Raw genomic sequence first — 22,921 nt, forward strand, 5'->3', positions numbered from 1 at the left:
TTGTTGCTCTTATCCATAATCAGAAAATCGATTGGAGAGTGAAAGGGTTGGCACTTAAGAAAGCGATGATTTGGATTGATCGCGGACATAGCACAGAACAAATTGACGTTATGTTCAATCCGACGGAATACAGCATGGACGCCTCCAATGAATATTCCTGGCAGACAGTCCCCGGCCTGTCGCTGCCAATTGCTCAATTTGTCAGCGGCGAGTCTACCTCGCTCAATATGGATTTGTTTTTCGATACTTACGAGGCAGGCACTGATGTCCGGCAGAAAACGATGCAAATTGCGGGATTGCTGGAAGTCGATAAAGATTTGCACGCGCCGCCGCTATGCAAGTTTGTATGGGGGACACTGCAATTCAAAGGCGTGGCAGTGAAGGTGTCGCAAAGATACACGATGTTTTTAGACTCGGGCCTTCCGGTTCGAGCGACGCTGAAAGTTACTTTTCGTGCCGTTCAAAGCATCACGGAACAGTTCAAAAACATTCCGCGCCAATCGGCCGATCGGACCAAGCAGCGTACGGTAAAGCAGGGGGATCAGCTTTGGCAAATTGCTGCCGAGGAATATGAGGAACCGGGGCTATGGCGCGAAATTGCCCGAGCAAACGGTATTGAAAATCCGAAAAGGCTGGAGCCAGGCACAGTCATTAAAATTCCACGCCTGTATGGCTGAAGCGAGGGAGAACGGTTATGAGCAATTTGAAGCTGAATACAGACAAATTTACGTTTGAGCAGCTTGAGACGAAATATCGGAACTTTATCGCGCCAGGCTACAAAATAATGGTGGATAACAAGGATGTTGTCCGTGAAGGAATGGCTATAAGCTACGTTACAGTCGAAACGACAACGACCCGCGAAGCGGATACGGCTACCTTCTCTATTGTCAACGCCTACAATTTGGTTACGCGTGACTTTCAGTGGCTCGAAAAAAGCTTGACGCTAGGCAGCACGCTCGAAATTCATATGGGCTATTTGGACCGCATGACCCCCGTTTTCTTCGGCTACATTACAGCCGTTAATATAGAATTTCAGCAAAATGAAACCCCTAAACTGATTGTAACCGGGATGGATCTGTCCTTCAAAATGATGCTGGGACGCAAGGCTAAAACGTGGTCAAATAAAAAGCTGTCTGATATGGTCAAGGAGCTTGGTCAACAGTATGGCGCTAACAGCTTTGTTGTTGATGATACGAATAACGTACTCGCCACGTTTCCGAAAAAACCGGAGAATGACTATCAGTTTTTGCAAACATTGGCGTATAGCATTAACTATGAATTTTTTATCGTTGGAAAAACATTATATTTTCGCAAAAGAAATCAAAGCAAATCTCCGTTAATGACCTTATCCAGGGGCAAGCATTTACTTTATTTTCATGTGGAGCACAATATCGCAGAGCAAGTATCGGGAGTAACTGTAAGGAGCTGGGATTCCAGCACGCAGCAGGTTATTGAGGGCTCTGCTTCAAGTGTGCAGCGAATTGGAACGAATCCGGCAACAGGGCAGGATATTATGAAAAAGCTGGGCAGCTTTGAAGAGTTTCTTTATTTGAATGCAGAGGACTATCAGGATGCAAGAGAGAAGGCTGATGCCGCGCTCAATGAGCGAGCAATGAGGCTTGTTACGGGTGAAGCGGAGTGTATTGGCCTGCCGGAAATACGCGCTGGGCGATTCATCAAGCTGGATGGCCTCGGAAAAAAGCTTAATCAGCCTTATTACATAAAAAGCGCTGCACATACAGTCGACGAGTCAGGCTACTCGACGCGTATGAGCGTGCAAGGAAATGCGGTGTAGCCAGCCATGTATGATTCGCTGCAAGGTAGAAATGATGAGCTGCTTGGATTGGTTAACGGTGTATACATCGGCATAGTAACGGACAACAAGGATCCCGAGAATCTAGGACGTGTACGTGTGAAAATTCCTGTGCTGGATAATCAAAATGCAATGAATTGGGCGCGTGTTGCGACACTCATGGCAGGCAAGCAGCGCGGCTCCTTATTTTTGCCGGAGGTTGGCGATGAGGTGCTAATTGCTTTTCAAATGGGGGATTTGCGCGAGCCAATTGTAATTGGCAGCATGTGGAACAAAAATGCGCCTCCTCCCAATGGCAAGGATGAGCGCAACAATATACGTAAAATTACGACCAGAGCAGGGCATGAAATTATTTTCGACGATACAGACGGCGATGGTAAAATAACGCTGAAAACGCAATCCGGACATGCATTGGTGCTGTCGGATAAACAGGACCAAATTACGCTGCAGGAGAAAAGCGGACAGCATACGCTCAAAATAAAAGGCGGCTCCGCCAATCAAATTGAGCTGGCCAGCGGTTCGAGCAAAATTATGCTGAACAATAAAGGAACTGTCACAATTGAAAGCATGAAGGAAGTTAAGCTGAAGGCAGCGCAAATTGCGTTGGAGGCTACGGCTACGCTGGATCTTAAGGCAAGCGCTGCCCTTAATCTGAAATCCGACGGAATTGTGACTGTTAAAGGCTCTATCGTCAAAATCAATTAATTTGGGCATGAGATGAGGAATGAGGATGTCAAAGGATTTTCTTGGGCGCGGCTGGAAGTTTCCCATTGAAGTGGACGAGGTTACAGGACGCATAAGGCATATCCAGTATGAGGATGACATCGCAGAAGCGATCAAAATCATAATAGGGACGTCCAAGGGCGAGCGGATTATGCGGCCCGATTACGGCTGCAGCATTAACCGTTATTTATTTGAGGGAAATGATGATACGACGCTGCGCTTAATAGAGGCTGAGGTTGAGGAAGCTGTACGGACATGGGAGCCGCGCGTGCATGAAGTAGAAGTACAGGTAGAGCGGGAGACAGGCCAGGAGCAAAGACTGCTGATCCACGTCAAGTATACCGTTCGCACGACCAATAACCTGTTTAATCAGGTATACCCTTATTATTTATTTGAGGGATCACATTAACAGGCGGAGAGAGATAATTGATGAAAGAGCGTACAGATAAGGGATTTTACAGCAATATTCCGATCATTGACAATCGCACAAAGACACAGCTGATGGAGCAGATGAAAAAGATGTCGCCGAGCTATGCTCCTGAGTGGCGCTTTAGTCCGGACAATCCTGATCTTGGCACAGCTCTAGCCCTATTATTCGCTCACTTGCTGGAAGGCAATATTAAACGTTTGAATCAGGTGCCTTATAAAAGCTTTATCACCTTTTTAAATCATTTTAATGTTGCACTTGCACCGGCTATGCCTGCGCTTGCCTATTTGACCTTTAAGCTTGCGGAAGGGACACCGCACTCCATATTTGTGGATAAAGGCGTACAAGCAGCTGCGAGCCATGCGGATGAAGCCGAGTCTGTATTGTTTGAAACTGTTCAGCCCGTGCTGCTTACAACCGCTAAACTGACCGATGTTATTTCTGTCAATCCGAAGCAGGATCGAATCGTAATGATTGGCGATAACGGACTGCTCAAGGAGCATGACGGAAGAGGCATAGCTTTATTCGGCCTTGAAGGACAAAATATGCAGGAGCATGTTTTATATATACGCCATGATTTTTTATTTTTGCTGCATGGGCCGTCCTTTATTGAACTGACCCTGCTTCATTCGCAGCATGGCAGCGCTGCTGATGAGGCCGCCGGCTGGATGACTGATCTGAAGCAGGTTGCCTGGGAGTATTGGACTGGCGAGGGCTGGCAAAGCTTTGACCGGGCTTATGGCAAAGGCAATATTATCCGCCTTGTGAAGCTTAGTCCGTATGCCGTACGGCAGGTGGAATGCCATGGAGACTACGGTTATTTTATCCGCTGCCGTGTTCTTGGGAATGATCAGCACAAAGCAGCCTCCCTGCTCGGAAAAGCACAATTTGAACGTATGCTGGTCAAAAGCGAATATGCAGCAGCCTCCGAGCGGTCAGGCTTGGTTCCTGATCGATTATATTTTAATGATGTTCAGCTTATTGCGGATAACAGCTATTATCCATTCGGACAAATTTTTGCACCGTACGGCTTGTTTTATATCGCCAGCGAAGAGGCGTTCTCAAAGCGAAGTGCAACAATCAACATAAAATTCGATGCCGAGCTTGTCCCTCATCGCATGATTCCTGAGCATCCGAAGCCTATTCAATGGAAGCCGATTATGCGCCGTGAAATCGTGGACGCGCAGGATATCCCTGATATGGTGACGATTGCAACCCTGCAGTGGGAGTATTGGAACGGACGCTCATGGGCAATCCTGCCTGTAACGCCGGAATCACGCACGTTGTTTCAAACGGTATGGGAAGGGCGTATGGTTTTTGAAGTGTCTTACTGCTGCCCCGATGATATAGCAAAAATTATCGTTAATGCAGAAGAAAATTATTGGATTCGCGCAAGAATATTGCAAATTACGAATGCTTATTCATCTAATGCCGTTTACTATTCACCGCATATTCAAAATTTGCATATTCGATACGGTTATGAAAAGCCTGTTCACAGTCCTGAGCAATTGCTTGCTTACAATAATTTGGAGCTTTTGGACCGAACACATGAGGTGCAGGCTGGCGGAATGCCCATCCGCCCCTTTACAGCTTTGGAAGGTCAAGCGCCAGCGGTATGGCTGGGCTTTGATACGCCGCCAGAGCGGGGACCGATTCATTTGTACGCTGATATTGCAGCTTCAAGGTCAGTAGGGCAAAATCCGCCTTTGATGGAATGGCAATATTTGCGCAGAACAGGCTCGCATTCCGTCTGGACAGCTTTGCCTGTTGCCGATGATACAAATGGATTTACGAAAAGCGGAACGATTCAATTTGCGGGACCTGCGGATTTTGCGAGGACGATGCATTATGGCAAGCAATGCTACTGGCTTCGGGCCATTAATCGGGATGAGCGCTTCAATGCTGTAAGCTCTGCTGCAGTCAGCCCTCGAATTCGTGAGCTGCTGCTCAATACAACACTTGCCGTACAGCAAAATACGATTGTCAATGAGTTTCCGAGACAGCTGGAGCAGCAGGAGGATATGTCCGGGCAGCCTAATGCGCATTACGTGTTATCGCAAACACCCGTGCTGAGAGAAGAGGTATGGGTTGACGAAACAGAGGCGCTGCTGCCCGGTGAGCTGGCCCAGCTGCAGCAATCCGGCTTGAAGCTCGACATTATAGAGGATTCGGAACAGGAAGCTATGCGTGTTTGGGTGCAGTATACGCCTGCCCTGCAGTGGCTGCATTCCGCTCCGTCTGACCGGCATTACCGCATTGACCGGGCAACAGGACGCATTACCTTTGGCAATGGCCAATCAGGCAAGGCGCTGCCTGCCAGCGGCAACGATATTGTAAGAGTCACCTATGCATGCGGAGGGGGAGAGAAGGGCAATGTGCCGGCTCATTCCATTCAAACGCTGCAAAGCTCGATTGCTTTTGTGGAAAAGGTGACTAACCATTATCCGGCAGCAGGCGGCTGTGACGCCGGCACGCTGGAGGAAGCGTCAGAGCGGGGGGCCAAGCGTTTTGTGCATCGCCATCGTGCCGTCACCGCACAGGATTACGAGTGGCTGGCTCGTGAAGCTCACTCCAACGTAGCAAAAGTCAAATGCTTGCCTAACGTTAACCGCCTGCTCAATAAAGAGGCTGGAGCAGTTTCGATCGTTATTTTGCCAAAATCCGGTATGGGCAGCGATGTTCAATTCCAGGAAATACAGCGGGCTGTCGAGACCAGTCTTATTGCAAAAGCCTCAGCAGGCACGGCATTTCCTGGCAAGCTGCACGTAATCAGACCGGCTATTTTGGAAATAGGCGTCTGCGCTACCGTATGGGTGCGCAGCATGGAGCAGCTTGTGCCTGTAGAGAACGAGCTGCTGCGAAAGCTTGATCAATTTCTTCACCCTATAACCGGCGGGGCGGACGGGAAAGGCTGGGGCATCGGCGAGCGCATCCATTCCTCCATGTTCTATGCGTTGATGAAGTCGCTAAGCGCCGTTGTACATATTCCGCAGCTCGCTCTCGATGTCTATAAGGTAGAGGATGGCGAGCGGCAGGAATGGAATCCCGATCGCATGGACCAGCTGCCGAACAGCGTAGTAACTGCTGGCAAGCACCGGCTTATCGTTGAGCTGCACAGATAAAAGGGGGAGTAAGCATGTTGCCTTTACCGAATTTGGATGATCGCAGCTTTGAACAGCTTGTAAGCGAAGCGCGCAGTCTGATCCCGGGTATTATTCCTGAGTGGACGGATGAGAATGCTCATGATCCCGGCATTACTTTGCTGGAGCTGCTCGCTTGGCATCTGGAAATGCAGCAGTTTCAAACGGATCGTATTACAGCCAGCCATGACCGCAAATTTCTGCGCTTGCTCGGCGAGACTACGCGCGATGTCGTTCCTTCGACGACTTCTGTCAGTATTTCAAAATCGCCGTATCCGATGTATATCCCTTATGGTACGCTTTTGCGCGTGAGAGATTTGCCTTTTGAAACGATCCGTGCGATTACAGTGCTGCCGGATTCTAATCAGGAAATTACGACTTATACAAAGGACGGCGTTAATAAAATAGAAGAGGATATGACCTCGGGCAGAGTGACGTTTTATCCATTCGGTCAACAGGCTGAAGCGGGAGCGAGCATGGTTATTGCGCTGGGGAAGGCGCTGCCTCAGCTGCTGCCGCTCTCGCTGTGGATCGAGCTGGACGACCAGGATCCTGCCCACCGTATTCCGGCCAGATACAAGCATTTTACTCCTTCAGGGCAAATCGAATGGAGCTATTGGCATACGGCTGACAACGAGGAGCAAGAAGCTGACGGCTGGCGTCCGCTTCAGATGGAGCGGGATGAAACCTATGGCCTGCAGCAAAGCGGTCCTATTTTATTTGCGATACCAAAAGGGGCCAGGCAAGTGCGCCGCATTCGCGCATTGCTTGCTGGAGGGGGCTATAACGATCCGCCACGCATACGCCGAATGGTATGGAATGAAGTATTTGCGACGCAAGGTCAAACGTTGTGTATGGCGGTATGCTTTAATGGCAAAGAGGCCGGCAGTCAGGCTGATCCGGACATCATGCTCGAGCACGGGCTGTTTCTGCAGAGCGAGCTGGCAGTACAATTTCGTACCAAAGCTGGCTGGGTAGACGTGTCCCCCTCGAGCTATTGGATTAATTATACGGATGAGCTGGCCAGCCTGCAGTTTCAAACTAATGTGGAATTGCCAAGCGGCAAGGAAAGTATTCGGGTAATTGCCAATGCAAGGGAATTCAGCCGTCATATTTATTTGGGGACCGGTACCGGCATATCTCATCAGCAGTATGTATTGCCAGTCCAGCCGCTGCTTGCCGGCACGCTCGGCATTCAGGTCGGCTGGCTTGCTGATGATAAGCAAACGATGCTATGGCAGGACTGGGAACGGGTGTATGATTTTGACGAGTCGGATGATGCAAGCCTTCACTATATTATTGATACAGAAGAAGGTGTCATTCGCTTTTCCGATGGCGTTCATGGTGTCGTGCCCCCAGCATGCACGCAGCCCAACATTAGAATTATAAATTACAGAATAGGGACCGGAGCAGCCGGTAATGTAAAAGCAGACACCATTCACGAGCTGGATTATTTCAACATTCCCTTGCATGTAACGAACCTGTTTCCGGCATATGGAGGCATGGAGGAGGAATCGCTGCAAGCTGCGCTGCAGCGGGCAAAGCTTGCGGTTTTAGAACCTAAATGCGGCATTACGGCGCAAGATATCGAGAAGCGCGTAGGGGAAATACCAGGCTTGCGACTAGTGCGCATCAAAGCGATTAATGGCTACAATCCGCGAAGAGGCGCAGCTGCCGGCAATAGCGAGCTTGGTCATATCGCGGTAGTTGTTGTGCCCTATAGCCGCAGTCCGCTGCCGTATCCGACAGAAGGCATGCTGCATACGATTCGAACGCATTTGGAGCCGTATCGTCTGCTTACCACAACTCTGCATGTAATCCCGCCGGATTATATAAAAGTAACTGTCAGATCCATAGTTGTCGTGCATCCGCGCTATGAAGGAAGAGAGCATGAAGTGCGGCATGCGCTGCAGCAGTGGCTGCAGCCCTATGGCAGCGAAGGTCAGGCGGGCTGGGAGTTTGGCAAAACAATTTATAAAAGCGATGTATTCAACATTATCCATCGCGTTCCCGGTATTCAGTATATACAGGATGTCTGGCTGTCAGCCGAGGGTAATCACGCATTCGTCGATGAGGGCGGGGATATTCGCATTCCGCCGAACGGCCTTGCCATATCAGGAGATCATGACATTGAATTTATTGTTGCAAGCGGATAGGAGGCTGTTTGGATGAGTGATCGCACTTTTTTCTCATTTCGTAGAGCTCCGGATTGGGCCAGAGGTTTTTCCATGCAGCTGGAGCATCAAAAAGACGGCTATAGTATCGTAAGGGAAAAGGTCTATCGCCATCAAAGCCGCTATCAGCTGGCTTCCAGCGAGCATATAGCTGGAGTGACAAATACAGCAGCAGATTCTGAAGGGCGCTGGTACGTGCTGGATGAGCAGAGAACCGTATGGCGAATGGATGCTGCAAGCCGATATGCGGAGAAAATAATTCAGCTTGAAGAGAACGCGGGGAGTCCAACGTATATTGCGGCGGCGGGTGAAGCGGTAGTAATTGCCTTTCAAGGTGAAAGCAGCAGGCTGGAGGCGCTGCAAATCGATAAATCGCAAATTCGCTGGACAACAGACAATTGGTATGAAGAAAGCTTTCATATTCAAGCGATCGCGCCGGATCATTCCGGGGGCTGGCTTGCAATAGCGACACTAGGCGCTGAGACAGAGCTGCAGCTGCTTCGCTTCGATGTTTCCGGCTTGCCGGCCTATCGCATTCCGCTTGACGCAGCTGCAGTCGACAACAGCGCGGGTGAAGCCGAACCTCACACGCAATCTGGCAGCAGATTTCAAATTGTTTTAGGAAAATCACCAACATGCTGGATAATGGATCGCTATACGCAGCAGCTGATTGAAGTGGATTTGCTAAGAAATTATGCTGCTTTAAGCAATATGGATTTTTTGCCTGACAGCTGTGAAATGATTTCATTATGCTGCACAGAGGAAAATTTGCTATGGCTGCTGCTGGCGGAGAAGCAGGATCGGAATGTATGCTCCTTGCTTGCTTTGAATGCTGAAGGAGCTGTAATGAAGCACGGCTATACCGGCAATGCAGCTGGCGAGCTGTTAATTGCAGGACATAGCTGTTTGTATATATGGAATGCAGATCAGCGCTTGGTTTTTCGCATTGTACCGGTATCCGAGCCGGCTGTCTGGAAAGCGACCGGCAGCCGGATGGGCATTTGGATCAGCGAGGCGCTTGACAGCGGCGAGGCAGAGACACAGTGGCACAGGCTGGTCTTGCAAGCAACGCGTCAAAATGATACGCAAATGAATATCCGCTATTATGCCTCGGATAGTCGTGAAATATGGCTGGGTCAAGAGCGTACGACGATAGAACGTTTTTTGGCTGATGAACGAATACCGATAGAGGAAAGGCTGGCTTTGCTGGCGCCATATTGGTCAACACCTTTAAAGGACCCGCAGGATGCGCTTATTCACAAGGCGAAGGGACGCTACCTTTGGTTGTACGTGGAGCTGATCGGTTCTGCGAATAATGCGCCCGGCATTCGAAGCATGGAGGTTTACTTTCCGCGCCAAAGCTATTTGGATTATTTGCCGGCACTTTATCAGCAGGACGAGCATTCTAGTGATTTTCTATCACGCTATTTGAGTATTTTTCAAACGATGATCGAGCAGGTGGACGATTCGATTCAGGGCGTTACACGTATTCTTGAAGCTAATCAGGTAACGGGCAGCTCGCTTCGCTGGCTGCTTGGCTGGCTAGGCATCGAGACGGAGGATGATTGGAGCGATGAACAGCTGCGCAAGCTGCTCAAGGCCGCCCCGCAGCTGTATAGCTTGCGCGGCACAAAATCGGCTCTGGAGCGGTTGATCGAGATTTACACGGGCGAAAAACCGATCATTTTGGAATATGAGCAAGTAAAGCCGCTTAAGGAAAATGTTGAGCTGGGCGAGGTGGCAGACCGCTTGTATGCTGCTGAACCGCATATGTTTAATGTGCTGGTCAAGGCGGAAACGGTAGATACGGAGTTGAAGCGGGTATCCCTCCAGCAGCTGATCGATGCTTATAAGCCTGCTTTCGCGACGTTTAAGCTCATTATTTTGCAGCCGTGGGTGTATATGGACCTGCATTCGTATTTGGGCATGAATACGATATTGTCTGAACCGACATTGCTGACGCTCGATGGCCGTTCGTCAATGCCCCATCATACGATTACGATAGATGTTGGACAGGAAAACCGGATGGACCAGCATACGAGACTGGGCCTCAATTCTCGTTTGGAATAAATGCAAGGGTGGGAGATTAGCAATGAACAGATCAAGGTATATTCCGTTTGAGCGCAATCGGTATTTTTATGGCAAGCTGCTTACGGTCCGAGACTTTATGTCAGAGCAAACTTATTATTCAGACAAACGGCGTCTATCGAACCGCTTGCTGTTTGGAAGCGGGGTAATTACAGGTCTTCAGGTCGTTGCAGTGGATGATAAATCGATATCGATTGAAGCGGGCGCGGCGCTTGACCAATTAGGAAGAGAAATAATCGTACCGTCACCCGTTACGATGAAGCTCTCGAACATGGATGGATTCACAAATAATGATTATGCCAAAAATGTTTATCTTTGCCTGGCCTATGATGAGAAAGGCAAGGAGCCTGTGCATACAGTGACGGGATCCTTAGGCGCGAATGAAGAGGTAAGCGAGCATAATCGTATTTTGGAAAGCTATCGCCTTTACGTAAAGGAACAGCCTCCAGTTCCTTCCGCACTGGAGTACGATGCATTAATTGAAGATACTACAGTGTGGTACGATGACGGGCAGGTAAGGGTGCTTCAGACTGTACCGCGTTATGTAGAGCCTGGCCAGTTGTTCCATATTGAGTTGACTGTCGAAAAGACGCTGCAGACACCGCATATCTCTTTTGAATATGAGCCGGAGCTTCTTCATGCAGAGCTTGCGGAGGAGCTGATACAAGGGAAGATCGTATTTTCTGAGCCTACGGATGGCGGAGCTGCCAGCTATAAAAAACGAATCAGCTTGCGTGCTTTGCATAATGAGGAGCAGGAAAACAAACAGGTCATTTCCATCGGTGTAAAAGCAGGGACTGCGAAGCTGGTAATTGGCGATAAGCTCATCTATGAGCTATCGAACATTAAGCAGATGATAGAAACTGCTGGGCAAAGCGCCTTGGAGCGGATTTTGGAGGCCTTTCATTCCCGTTCCCTGGATCGTGCAATCGAATCGCCTGCTGAGCCTTGCTTATACATTGCCAAAATACATTTGCTGCAGATGGGAGCCAGCTATGTCATTGATCAAGTAGAATCGTTGCCGTTTAAAGATTATGTCATTAACCCGACGTTGCTGTATAAGCTCCTTGCCGCAGCCGATAAAGAGGCGCATGACTATTCGGCTGCAAGCGAGGCAGGTACCGATGCTGCCAAAGCAAAGGGGATAGAGCAGGACAGTGCTGCAATTGTACAATTTCCAGATATCGAGCAGGAATTCAAAGAGCTTTTTCCTCAGGAGCACGAGGAAGTGAAAGAAAGATATATTGCTTCTGGAACTGTAGAAATTTCAATCGTTTCGCAGACCGTGAAAAAGTGGTATCAGCGAAGGCAGAAAAATTTCTATTCCGAAGAAATCGAACATGGCCTGGAAATAGGAGCAAATGAGGCTGTATTGCTTACAGCAGCTTTATCAGACGAGTCGGAGCACTCTGATATCCCGGTGCCTGAAATGTGGCAGCGCAGCAATTCTATATACACGGGTCCGCAAGAAATATTCGAGGGCAGCGAATTTGCTTCAAGCTATCCGCGAATATCGATCGGCACCGTACAATTTCCGAAAAAGGGCAGCTTCCGGATTGGCATTCGCTTGCATCAAAAAACAGAGCGGACCCGAATTAAAATTCGATGGTGGGCCGTTAAAGCAGAGGCTGGCGAGTATGCAGACAGCTTGACCAGCGACGCAATAAATGAAGGCTGGCAGAGCGCAGCGGCTGCAAAGCAGCAATAAACCGGCTGGCCAGTTTATTAAACAGAACAGGCATCCCCAAAGTCATAATATGACTTGAGGATGCCTATTTCGCTTTCGTAGAGGGCTGTGCAAGCATTGAAAGGGAATCTGCAGCGGTCAAGTTTGGGCAGAGGGCTGCTGTTACCCATAATGGAGCGGGAATGGTCACACATTCCGCTATTTTCCTTAAAACCGCCATTTTTTAAATTTCGCGGCCATACGTTCCGCTATTCGACTCTAAATGTGACATTTTCTACGATTTATTGACCAATAGCGGAACGTCTGTCACTTCGCCGCCTCAAAGCTGCTATTTTGGGTGCAATAGCGGAACGACTGACCAGTTGGGAAGACTGTTGTTTCATTGGGGCTAAGGCAAAAGGCTTTTTCCTTCCCAATCTTTGCTGCACCGTGTATCCAACAGCTTAGCAATGGTAGGGGCAACGTCGATAATCGAAGCTTCCGGCAGCTGTCCGCCTGGGGTAAAGCCTGCCCCTTTTATAAAGATCGGGATCGTCATATCCTCCGGCATGCTCGTGCCATGGCTGCGGTCATGGCCGCCATGGTCAGAGAGAACGATAATCGTATAATCTTCAGGAATGGCACGGGTTATATCCTCCACACATACCCAAGAATCATAAACAGCCTGAATATACTCATCGGACATCCAACCGTATTTATGCCCCATCACATCAACCAGCCCTAAATATAAAAAGGTGAAATCAGGCTGGTGCTCATTTATATATTCCGTTGCTTTGCCGGTCAGCATATTTTTTGTTGCTTCATACGTGTGTGCATCTCCCGAAATAAAGCAATTATGAGCGAGCGAGCCCGGGCGCGCCAAGTCGCGCAGCTCCGCCCAATCATGGAAGAGTCCACATGCTTTGTCATTGGCAGCCAGCTGTTCAAACAATCCCGATATAGGGCGTACCTGTGCCGTATAAGTGTTTTCCAATATGCCGTGGCGCTCCGGCGGCACGCTGTGGAAAAGCGACATATGGCAAGGCAAGGTTACACTCGGCATAACGGTTTGAGCATCAAGCGTATAGCTGCCCTTCGTTTTCATTTCCTCGATAAAAGGATGTGCACATTTCTCTAAACTATCAGGCCGCATACCATCAATCAATATTAGCAAAACCTTTTCTGACAAAGCACTCACTCCGATCGTCCATTTGGTGGGAACTAATCCATTGTATGAAAACAATTAAAAACAACGAAAAACACTTAATCACAACTACAATATAATCGGTAACGGCACTGTCGTCAAACACTTTTTATTTATTTGCCAAAATAAAAAGGATATTACTGATTCTCTATATTTGGAGTGGTTAAGCGGGAACGATATTGCGCTGGCGAATGTCCGGTTTTCTTTTTAAATAGGGTGTAGAAAAACTTCAGGTCACGGTACCCGACAAGATTTGCTATTTCTTTTATGGAATAAAACGGATGCTGGAGCAGCTCCAGACTTTTTTTAACCCGAACGTTTTGAATGTATTCAATAAAAGACTGCCCGGTTACTTGCTTGAATATTTTTTGCACATAGCTGGGACTGGTCGAAATGAGCTGAGCCGCATTTGCCAGTGTGATCGTCTGGTTGTAGTGCTTATCAATATAAGAAAGAATGATGCTGATTCCAGAATAGGCTGGCATAGAAAAAGCTTGATTCGTTTCCAATCGGTATAAATAAACTAGCAGCTTAGTTAATTGGGCATATAAGGCAGCCTCATAGCCTGCTTGCTTTGAAAAGTATTCCTGATGCATGCCTTCCAAGAGCTGACGGCCCTCTGAGCTGGTATCCTTGTACCTGCGATAAGAAGCGGATTCCCCGTTTAAAAGTGAATAGATTTCAGCTGGAAGCGGATAGGAAAGCCCCAGCTGTTGCGGGACATTCTTGTCGAACAGGCAATTGTAGACGATCAATTCATTTTTGGATAATGGCGATGAAGGACGGTATACATGATGCGTGCCGATAGGGATAATATACAGGTCGCCCTTCTCTGCGACGACTCTCTCATCTCCAATATAATGAAAGCCCTTGCCCTCGGCGACGTATTGGATTTCAATGAAGTCATGAATATGCAGAGGCAGTGTAAAGGCTTCGCGTTCCCTGGTAATGTACATCGGAAAACGTTCATCCCAAAAGCTTTTTCCTTCTAAGGTGTGGAGGTCCGCTGTCATCTGAATCACCCCTCTAATTAAAATAATAGAAAGTATACGTTTTCAACCTGTTCCTATAGAAAAGATGTAATTGACCTATTCATATCACAGATTGCCCCCTGTAAACAAGAGAAATGACTATGCTATGCTGTTGAAAAATAGTAAGGAGATGAAAGAAATGGAATGGGAAGCAGATTGGATTTGGCGCTCCAGCCAGATCCAGATTAATGATTTTGCCTATTTTCGCAAAGAATTTCATATCCCTGAGCAGCTTGAGACAGCACAGCTGTATGTTTCCTGCCACCATTATGCGCATGTATATGTAAATGGGACGAAGCTCGGAGGCTATGGGACGCCTGCTCCGACCTACCCGGAGAAAAGAAAGCTGTATACCAGGTATGAGGTTAGCGGCTTTCTGCACAAGGGAGCTAACTGTATAACGGCAGATGCCCATTACTTGGGAGGAAACTGTCAAAATTCTGTTAATGGGCTTCCAGGGTTTCGCTTGGAGCTGCATTGGAAGGACGGAAGCGGCAGGCTGCATAAGCTGCTGTCGGATACTAGCTGGCTGGCGCTCAAGGATATGCCGCATCAGATAGGGGCTCCTTACCAACAAAACAGAAGAATATCAGCTGTTGAGGCCTATGATGCAAGGAAATGGGATCCGGCCTGGCGGCTTGCTGGGGGAGATTACAGCGCAAGATCAGCTCCAGTGCAATTAGCGCTTATTAGCGGCGGCGATTGGCCCATGCAGCTGCAGGCTATACCGGAGGGCAGGATCGAAGAAGAACTGCCGACCAATAAGTTGGCTGTGCCGCATGATTCCGGAAAGGAAGAAAATGTGCAAGTTTTTGATGCCGGCAGAGTTGTATCCGGATGGCCGCGAATTAGGCTTAAAGGATACAAAGGAACAATGATTCGTATGCGTTATTCTGAGAATTTGAATGAGTATGGCCGCGTTGGACATAACGTTGCCAATGAAGTCTCTGAATTTTACTATGACGAATATACGATGCGCGGTGAGGAAATAGAAGAATGGCAGCCTGATTTTTCTTACAAATCTTTTCGTTATGTTGAGATAACGGGCTATCCCGATGTAGTAGATGCAGGTGATGGAATAACTGTATGCACGGCCCGAACGAATATCCGCTCCGCTGGAAGTTTCAGATGCTCAGACGAGCTGTTGAATAATATGTATGCCGCAGCTGTACGTACACAAAAAAACAATGCGCTGGGCCAATTTGTAGATTGCCCTCATCGTGAGCAAGCGCAATATTTGGCTGATACAGATTTGCAGGCAGAGCTGTTAATTTATAATTTCGAAGCGATTACTATGCTGGAAAAAACATTGTCCGATTTTGCTGATGCACAGCTGGAGGATGGCACATTTCCGTTTGTGGCGCCGACGACTTTCGAGTGTCCTGATTTTAATATTCAAATACCGGAATGGGATTTGCATTATGCCACTCTGCTATGGAAGCTTTATGAAGCTGCAGGCAATGTTGAGTTATTGGCTACTTATTATGAGACGATGATTAGAATGGTTAATTATTATATTGCAATAATAGATGCAAACACGGGGCTCGTTCCGCTAGATAAAGGCTGGCATATTAGCGACTGGCCGTATCCATCGGTTGAGCATGCCGGGCAATTTGTTACGGTACAGCAAATAAAGCTGCTGCAGGCTATGCAAATTTCTGCTCGTGTTGCCGGTTTGCTGGGCAAGTCAGCAGATCAGGAAACATTTGAGAAGGAAGCGAAGAAGCTGCTCGTAAATATTAACAAGCATCTCTATTTGCCAGATGCAGGCGCATACAAGGATAGCATAGATGCCGCAGCCGCGCACCAGGGAGTTACGGCAATAGCCTTATATGCAGGCGCAGTGCCGCAGGAGGGACGGGAGCGTGCCCTTAATTATGTAAAAAATAAAGCTTGGGAATGCCGAACCGTCTTGTCGCTCCCTTTGCTCCGCATGCTGTTTGAGAACGGCTGTGAGGCTGAGGCTTTCGCGATCATAAATCGGCGAGAATATCCAGGCTGGGGACATATGATAGAGCAAGGCTCATTGACGCTGTGGGAAGGCTGGGAAGATATTGAGAGCCACTCGCATGCCTGGAACGGTTATCCGGGAAGATTGCTGCAAGAGTATGTCGTTGGCATCAAGTCGGAGGCTCCTGGCTTTAAGAAGGCTGTCATTCGCCCATATTTGCCAGAGTCGCTCGATTTTGCGGAAGCAACAGTTTGGACGATTCAAGGCGATTTGCATGCACGCTGGGAGAAGGCGGAGGAAGGTCATGTGATCGTTACTACGAATATACCTGCTGGCATTTGTGCCAGACTGGAGCTTAGTGCGGGCAGCAGCTATTACGAAGTGGAGCTGAAGGAAGGTATAAGCGAAACGATACTTTAATTTTCTAGCGAAGCACAAGAGAGGCTGCCTATTCATTGCGGATAAGATAATAAGCAATAGAAAAGGGATTCCTGTTCTCGGTTTCCCTTTTCTTAAAATATAAGAAAGTATAAGTTTTTGTATCCTTATACCTGTTCCTATATTTCATCGGTAAACGTGCCTGTCCAAAGGACGGCGGAGCCGTTTATCCTTGTTGCTTGTCATTGGTTGCCCGCACTGAATCGGCAGTCAGTTATATTAGTTAACGGCTCTAATAATCCTTCCCGATAAAACATTTTCCTTGCTGCTTACGGTCAGTTCATAGAGGTAATCATTCCAGCTGTACGTAATAGACGCACCTTGTCGGGTACGTTGGATCGTGTCCTTGTCGTCCTCATATTGCTGCTGCAATAGCTCATAGAGGGCTTGAAGAACCGCTTTATTGGAAAGCTCAAGCTCTTCAATGCGCATATTGTCAATATTGCCGTCGTCAGCTCGCGCTTGAAACCGCAGACCAAGCGGCTTGTATTCCAGCAGCCTGGTTACTCCTGGCGCAGCCGGCGCTTCCGGTTCCCGGATATGATCTGGAGCCTCTTCCTCATCCATAGACTCCGTCTGGCTATCCTTGCCTAATGTTTTTACCTCAGCATTGTCCTCAGATAGCGTATCACTGTCAAGGAAGGTTTCAACCGCTGAAGGCTTGCCGAGCAGCGCTTCAAGATCAGATGCGGTCATATCCAGATAGGGTGAAGGATCAGGCTTTCCTGCATGGAAGTAGCCATTATATTGCAGTTGATTATTGTCTGCATACCATTGTCCAAGCCCATTTAATACTCCGCGGCTGAAGAAGCCCTTGTACGCTAATGTACCTTCTTCACTGTACAGTTCTCCTTCACCCTGATACTGGTTATTGATAAAGGAGCCGTTATATATGGTTCGTCCTTCTTCATTGTATAACGTGCCGCTGCCTTCATAGCTGTCTGACAGAAATTGTCCTTTATATTTAACGATCCCTGTATCGAAATATTCTGTTCCTGCACCTGCGCGTTTGCCGTTGCTGAATTGCCCATCGTAACGCAGCAGACCGCTGTCAAAAAACAGCTTGCCGGCACCATGGTAATTGCCTGCGAGGAAGCCGCCCTGGTAAACAGGCTGGTTGTTAGTGCTGAAAATAGTACCCTCGCCTGTATAAATACCTGCTGCAAAGCCGCCTTCATATAGGAGAACCCCGGCATTTGTGAAAGCCCGGCCTTGACCGTGCGGCAAACCGGCTTTAAGGCCTCCTGAATATTTAATAGAGCCATCCGCGGCATACACAGTGCCTTCGCCTTCATAGGCTTCACCGTTCATTTGTCCATCATACAGCAGCTCGCCGCTTGGCGAGAACATTTTACCCCTGGCAAAACTGCCTTTGGCGAATTCGCCTTCTTTTATTAGATTGCCCTCGTTGTCATACAGCTTGCCTGCCCCTTCGAATACGCCTTCTGCAAATAAACCGTCGTATAGAACAACTCCGTTTTCTTCATACTGGGTGCCCGCTCCGCTGAATTGTCCGCGTGAAAAATTGCCTTCATAGTAAAGCGCTCCAGATTCATGGAATAGCTTGCCAAAGCCTTCATATTGACCATTGGCAAATTGCCCATCATACAGCAGCTTGTCAGCTGCGGCATACAGCTTGCCTTGTCCATGATAGGCGCCATTCAAAAGATCGCCGTTATAGAGCAGTATTTTGTTGCTGTCAAACAGCCTGGCTGTACCCGAGAAGCTGGGTGCTCCGCCATCGGCATTCATCGTAATGGCCGGCTTGCGGTTAAACAGTTTATTTATAAACTTAGGCGGTCGTATAAACAAAAAGAAATAGGCGACCAGTATGACGAGTATGATAATGACGATCAGCTTTTTTGAAATATAGTAGTTGCCGACAGGCACATAGCTCGCTTTTGTTATTTCCTTCTGGCCTAATATAGATTTGAAAAATCGTTTGATCCATTTGGCAAGCAGCTTAGGCCAGTTTTTTGCGCGTTTAAGCGGCATTAAAATTTTGCGTTGAATAGGATTGATAAATGGTTTAACGATACGTTCGATCAATGAACCCGACTCCTTTGAGCCTTATTGTTAAGGGATTTGAACTGTCATTTGGCCTGGACTTGTAATTTTAATGACTCCCCCCCACTGGCATAGGCAGGTAGAGGTGCTGTTAAGAGCCGGGAAAGGGCCAATGGTTACAGTTGGCGAGCCCGGCATCCAAGGCGCAGTCGTTACTGGCATGCAGGGCATAGGCGTTAAAACGCCAAATGCTGCTGCGGTCGCGGAAGCAACGGTTGGATTTGCGGGAGACGAACACATGCCGAAAGGCAGAATATGAACACCTGGAACGTTATCCATAATAGTTGCTGCCGGCGTGCTGGACATGACGCGATTGGTTGGCAAAATATTCAGGCTGCTTGGAAAAGAGCCAAAGCTGCAATTTGTTACTGCTCCGGCGCATACAAGTTGTCCGATTGTGATCACCCTTACAAAATAGATTAGAATTTTACGTTATTCTTAGTTTAACAATCACTATTCACATCTATTATTCTACTATTTATGATAATAATCGGCAATATTTATATTTTTTTCCTTAGAAAAAACGACATTTTTCTACATGCCTTCAACCCGCTTGGTTAGGCTTATTTCTTGATTGATTAATAGAAGAGCAGCAGGCAAGTGGGAAAAGTTTGCGTGCAGAAAGGAGGTTTGCATTGAGAACAAAGCTGGCTATTATGCTTGGAATATTAGCAATGCTTGCTGCTTCGCTTGTGTTAATGAGGGATGCATGGTCGTTGCAGCCGTTTCAATCAAAAGCTGTATATACGAATATTTCCCGTGTTGCTATAGATGAGCAGAACGCCGTTTATAGCATTGCAAATTCTAAAAAGGAGATTCATAAGGTTGATCAGGACGGAATGCTCGTATATTCCTATTCCAGCAATGAAGGCATGGCGGCAGATGCGGTATATATGTTCAACTCTATTGCGGCAGACAGCAGGGGAGCGGCTTATGCGCTCGAAACGAAGCTGGACAGCTTCGGGCTGAAGGTGCTTGGCGAACGAATTTTACAAATTGCCCCTAACGGCTCTCAAATAAAGGTTTTGTATGAGCAGGAATACGAATCCAGCAACTTATATCGTATAGGCAATATTCAGTCGCTTATGCTGCAGCAAGATCAGTTGTATTTCTTCCGTAAGGAAAATAATCGTAAAGCGGTCTTGTTGAAGCTGCCAATGGATCAACCAGGCGAGCCTGAAGTAATAGACGAGCTTGTACTGCCGGAGGGGGCAAGCATGAAGGAGCTTGCCTGGACAGGGGATAATACGTTCCTTGCTACGAGCAAGCAAGGTATTCTTTATTATTTTGCCAATGGCAATTGGACGATGCTGTACCCCGAACAGAGATCAGGAGGCAATGCGGAGGGGCTGCTTAACTTTCCTCTTTCAATCGCTCCCTCCAATAACGGCAGGGTCTATTATATTGACGAGCACGATCAGGCAATTAAAAGTATTTCTTATTCCTCAGGGAAACAGAGCACGGACGTTATTTCGCTTCGGCAGCTACTTGATTACCGCTCGGATTTAAAGTGGGCCAAGTTCAGCCATTTGACGGTAGAGGGTAACCGTATACTGGCTGCTGCAACGGATCAGATGATTTTGGCAAATGCGGATGGGCAAATTGAAAAGGTACTGACTGGATACAAATATCCTGTTCCCGTTGTATTGAAAAAGGTATTGTATTGGTTTTTGATTGCCGTATTCGCGGTCAGCTTGTTTATGACAGCAAGAATGATCTATATCGATTTTATGAAGCGCAAATTGTTTCTGCTTGTAAAGCAGCTGGCCGTTATTTTGCCTATTGTGCTGATCTCGATGGTTGGCTTGTCCTATTCTGTATATACTTCCTTCTCTGCGGAAATGAAGGCAGATACGTATAAGCAATTGAAAATATTAGCTGCTAACGGCAAATATTTAGTGGATGGCGATAGCTTGAAGCTATTGAACTCTCCGAAGGATTACGGCAACAATCAGTACCAATATATTAAAAAACGCATCAACGAAGTATTTTCTCTTGCCGGCGAGGATCGCTCGGGGCTGTACAATACGATTTACCGTTATATGAACGGCAAGCTTTATATTGTTATGGATGATGATGACAGCACGACGATGTTCGAGCCCTTTCCAATTAATGAAGAAAATCAGCTAGTGATAGAGCGCGGCGAGATTGTGCTTGGCGAGTGGGAGGACGAGACCGGGGAGTGGATGTATGCGCTTGGACCGATCTATCACTCTAATGGAGAAATCATCGGCATCTATGAAACGGGCAAGGATATGATTGGCGTCAAGCAAAGCAATATGAATATTTTGTACGATGTGATCAAGCTGTTTGCTCTAATCGGCATTATTTTGCTGGTGATGATAACCATTCTGACTGTATACTTGCTGTCTTCGCTGCGAACGCTGCGGCGGCATGTCAATCTGATCGCTAACGGAGAGTGGGATGTGAAGGTTGATATCCGCTCACGGGATGAGGTAGAGGAGCTTGGCGACCGCTTCAATATGATGGCCGGCTCGATTCATCAATATATTCAAGAGGTTACACGGCTTAGCAACTCCTATTTCCGATTTGTGCCGCAGCAATTTTTAAAGGTGCTTGGCAAGACGAATATGACCCAAATCAAGCTAGGCGAGCAGCAGAACCGCCGCATGACGATTATGGTTTGCAATATGAGAGGGTTTAACGAGGCCTCGGCGCAAATGAGCACCAAGCAAAATTTTCAGTTTATTAATTCGTTTTTAAAATATTTTGGACCGACCATTCGTGAGCACGGCGGGTTTACGAGCCGTTACTTGGGGCCTGGCATGCTGACAATGTTCCCTAATGGAGCGTCTGCTGCGATTGATGCAGCCTCGAAGCTGCGGTCCAAGCTGCAGCAATACAATATGGAGCTTAGAGCGCATGAGGAGCCGATTGATATCGGTATTGCAGTTCACACGGGCGATGTTATGCTGGGCATTATTGGCGAGGAGCAGCGCATGGAAGGCAGTGTTGTATCCAATCATGTGCAGCTGTCGCTGGACCTCGAGAAGGTGTCTGCAAAGCTTGGCGTTTCTGTGCTGCTTACAGAATCGACGATGCAGGAATTGAAGGCAGAGGAGGCGCAGCAGGTTCGCAGATTAGGGCGCTTAATAGTCGATGCGGATCAAGAAGCGATAGAGCTTTATGATTGGTATGCGGGTGATTCGGAGCTGATTCGCAAGCTGAAGCATGAGACTAAACAGCAGTTCGAGCAGGCTGTAGATAACTTTCGAACTGGACGCTTTTATGATGCGAGAGAAGGCTTTGTAGCTGTCGTGAAAAAGAATCGGTACGATTTAGCCGCGAAGCTTTACTTTTTCGAATGTGACCGCTTCGTGCAAGGCGGCGAGGCAGCTGATCGCCATATAGCGCTGCGAATATCTTAAGAGTAAAAGAAAGAATGCACTAAAGTTGGAGGTCGTACAGGCATGGAAGGACGCAATGAGAACAAGTACTCGGGCATCAAGCCAGTAGAAAATGGTACAGAAGCAGGCAAAGTATCAGATTTTCTGCTGGGTGAGAACTGCTTTGATGATCAGCGTTTTACTCCAGGAGAAACGGAGCAATTGCAGTGGTTTCCTATACGCAGCCTGCAGGAGAAACATGTTTTTTGCTGGTATGAGGAAGATGAGGGCCATATTATATCGGCCATTATTTTTGTGGAAAATGAACATCGCAGCGGAGGATATCGGCTTGAATATTTCGGTGTGCACCGCTCCTATCGTCATCGCAAGCTCGGCTACAGGCTGCTTGATGCGATGTTTGCCTTCTGCCAATCGCGCAATGGCAGATATATTGAAACCTTCACTTGCGATCTGCCAGAGTACGCCAGCGCGCGTTATATGTTTGAACGCAATGGTTTTCAGTTTATGTGCCATCTGCCGGAATATTATTATCCTGGAGAAGGAAAACTGCTTTATTTGAAGCAATTGGGATAGCTTAAAGAAATCACTGCCGGAAGAGGGCGGTGGTTTTTTTAAATTATAGGACAATGTGCAGCTCTAATGAATGCAGGAAAGCAGTCGATTCACTGCGGGCAATTGCGACCCTCCGCTTCACTCAGATTTTGCTTTATCCTTATTAAATCGTCATTTTTTCTAGCCGGTCAGTCGTTCCGTTATTACGACCAATATTGCTGCTTTGAGGCGGTAAAGTGACAGACGTTCCGTTATTGGTCAATAAATCGCCCAAAAAGC

General features: G+C 47.7%; 15 protein-coding genes. 11 read left to right on the forward strand and 4 right to left on the reverse strand.

The features are described from left to right. Positions 1-38: 38 nt before the first annotated feature. The 8 genes from ACRRU2_RS20635 to ACRRU2_RS20670 are packed head-to-tail and all read left to right on the forward strand — an operon-like array spanning position 39 to position 12,073. The gene (locus ACRRU2_RS20635; RefSeq protein WP_432504615.1) at positions 39-677 is read left to right on the forward strand and encodes a LysM peptidoglycan-binding domain-containing protein; all 639 of its coding nucleotides are present in this window, start codon (positions 39-41) and stop codon (positions 675-677) included. A 17-nt stretch (positions 678-694) separates the two neighbouring features. Continuing rightward, positions 695-1,795: a phage late control D family protein gene (locus ACRRU2_RS20640; protein ID WP_432504617.1), complete on the forward strand. Its 1,101-nt coding sequence runs from the start codon at positions 695-697 to the stop codon at positions 1,793-1,795. Between the two features lie 6 nt (positions 1,796-1,801). Beyond that, on the forward strand, positions 1,802-2,518 hold the full coding sequence (locus tag ACRRU2_RS20645) for a phage baseplate assembly protein V (protein WP_432504619.1): 717 nt from the start codon (positions 1,802-1,804) through the stop codon (positions 2,516-2,518). 25 nt (positions 2,519-2,543) lie between these two features. Continuing rightward, positions 2,544-2,945, forward strand: a complete 402-nt coding sequence (locus ACRRU2_RS20650) for a GPW/gp25 family protein (RefSeq protein ID WP_331699119.1) — start codon at positions 2,544-2,546, stop codon at positions 2,943-2,945. A 20-nt stretch (positions 2,946-2,965) separates the two neighbouring features. Continuing rightward, on the forward strand, positions 2,966-6,085 hold the full coding sequence (locus ACRRU2_RS20655) for a baseplate J/gp47 family protein (protein WP_432504645.1): 3,120 nt from the start codon (positions 2,966-2,968) through the stop codon (positions 6,083-6,085). 14 nt (positions 6,086-6,099) lie between these two features. Continuing rightward, complete coding sequence (locus ACRRU2_RS20660) at positions 6,100-8,259, forward strand: putative baseplate assembly protein (RefSeq protein WP_432504621.1); 2,160 nt, start codon at positions 6,100-6,102, stop codon at positions 8,257-8,259. A gap of 12 nt (positions 8,260-8,271) precedes the next feature. Further along, a complete protein-coding gene (locus ACRRU2_RS20665) occupies positions 8,272-10,347 on the forward strand; it encodes a phage tail protein (RefSeq protein WP_432504623.1) in 2,076 nt (691 codons plus the stop codon). 22 nt (positions 10,348-10,369) lie between these two features. After that, positions 10,370-12,073 carry a hypothetical protein gene (locus ACRRU2_RS20670; RefSeq protein ID WP_432504625.1) on the forward strand — a complete coding sequence of 568 codons (1,704 nt, stop codon included), beginning with the start codon at positions 10,370-10,372 and terminating at the stop codon, positions 12,071-12,073. A gap of 367 nt (positions 12,074-12,440) precedes the next feature. Here ACRRU2_RS20670 and ACRRU2_RS20675 read toward each other — a convergent pair whose 3' ends face one another. Both ACRRU2_RS20675 and ACRRU2_RS20680 read right to left on the reverse strand, forming a co-directional pair. Beyond that, a complete protein-coding gene (locus ACRRU2_RS20675; RefSeq protein ID WP_432504627.1) occupies positions 12,441-13,220 on the reverse strand; it encodes an alkaline phosphatase family protein in 780 nt (259 codons plus the stop codon). A 152-nt stretch (positions 13,221-13,372) separates the two neighbouring features. Beyond that, entirely contained in the window at positions 13,373-14,248 is an 876-nt protein-coding gene (locus tag ACRRU2_RS20680) for an AraC family transcriptional regulator (protein WP_432504629.1), read from the reverse strand. A 157-nt stretch (positions 14,249-14,405) separates the two neighbouring features. On the opposite strand from ACRRU2_RS20680, the gene ACRRU2_RS20685 reads away from it, so the two are divergent. Beyond that, positions 14,406-16,637 (forward strand): family 78 glycoside hydrolase catalytic domain, encoded by a 2,232-nt coding sequence (locus tag ACRRU2_RS20685; protein WP_432504631.1) that lies wholly within the window; start codon positions 14,406-14,408, stop codon positions 16,635-16,637. A 237-nt stretch (positions 16,638-16,874) separates the two neighbouring features. Here ACRRU2_RS20685 and ACRRU2_RS20690 read toward each other — a convergent pair whose 3' ends face one another. Both ACRRU2_RS20690 and ACRRU2_RS20695 read right to left on the reverse strand, forming a co-directional pair. Next, positions 16,875-18,704: a hypothetical protein gene (locus tag ACRRU2_RS20690; RefSeq protein WP_432504634.1), complete on the reverse strand. Its 1,830-nt coding sequence runs from the start codon at positions 18,702-18,704 to the stop codon at positions 16,875-16,877. A gap of 27 nt (positions 18,705-18,731) precedes the next feature. Beyond that, the gene (locus ACRRU2_RS20695; RefSeq protein ID WP_432504636.1) at positions 18,732-19,127 is read right to left on the reverse strand and encodes a DUF4280 domain-containing protein; all 396 of its coding nucleotides are present in this window, start codon (positions 19,125-19,127) and stop codon (positions 18,732-18,734) included. A 230-nt stretch (positions 19,128-19,357) separates the two neighbouring features. Between ACRRU2_RS20695 and ACRRU2_RS20700 the strand changes: the two genes are divergently transcribed. Then, positions 19,358-22,111: a HAMP domain-containing protein gene (locus ACRRU2_RS20700; protein WP_432504638.1), complete on the forward strand. Its 2,754-nt coding sequence runs from the start codon at positions 19,358-19,360 to the stop codon at positions 22,109-22,111. 42 nt (positions 22,112-22,153) lie between these two features. Next, positions 22,154-22,663: a GNAT family N-acetyltransferase gene (locus tag ACRRU2_RS20705; RefSeq protein WP_331699087.1), complete on the forward strand. Its 510-nt coding sequence runs from the start codon at positions 22,154-22,156 to the stop codon at positions 22,661-22,663. Positions 22,664-22,921 lie beyond the last annotated feature (258 nt).

This window comes from Paenibacillus sp. GXUN7292, assembly GCF_050864975.1.
Classification (GTDB): domain Bacteria; phylum Bacillota; class Bacilli; order Paenibacillales; family Paenibacillaceae; genus Pristimantibacillus.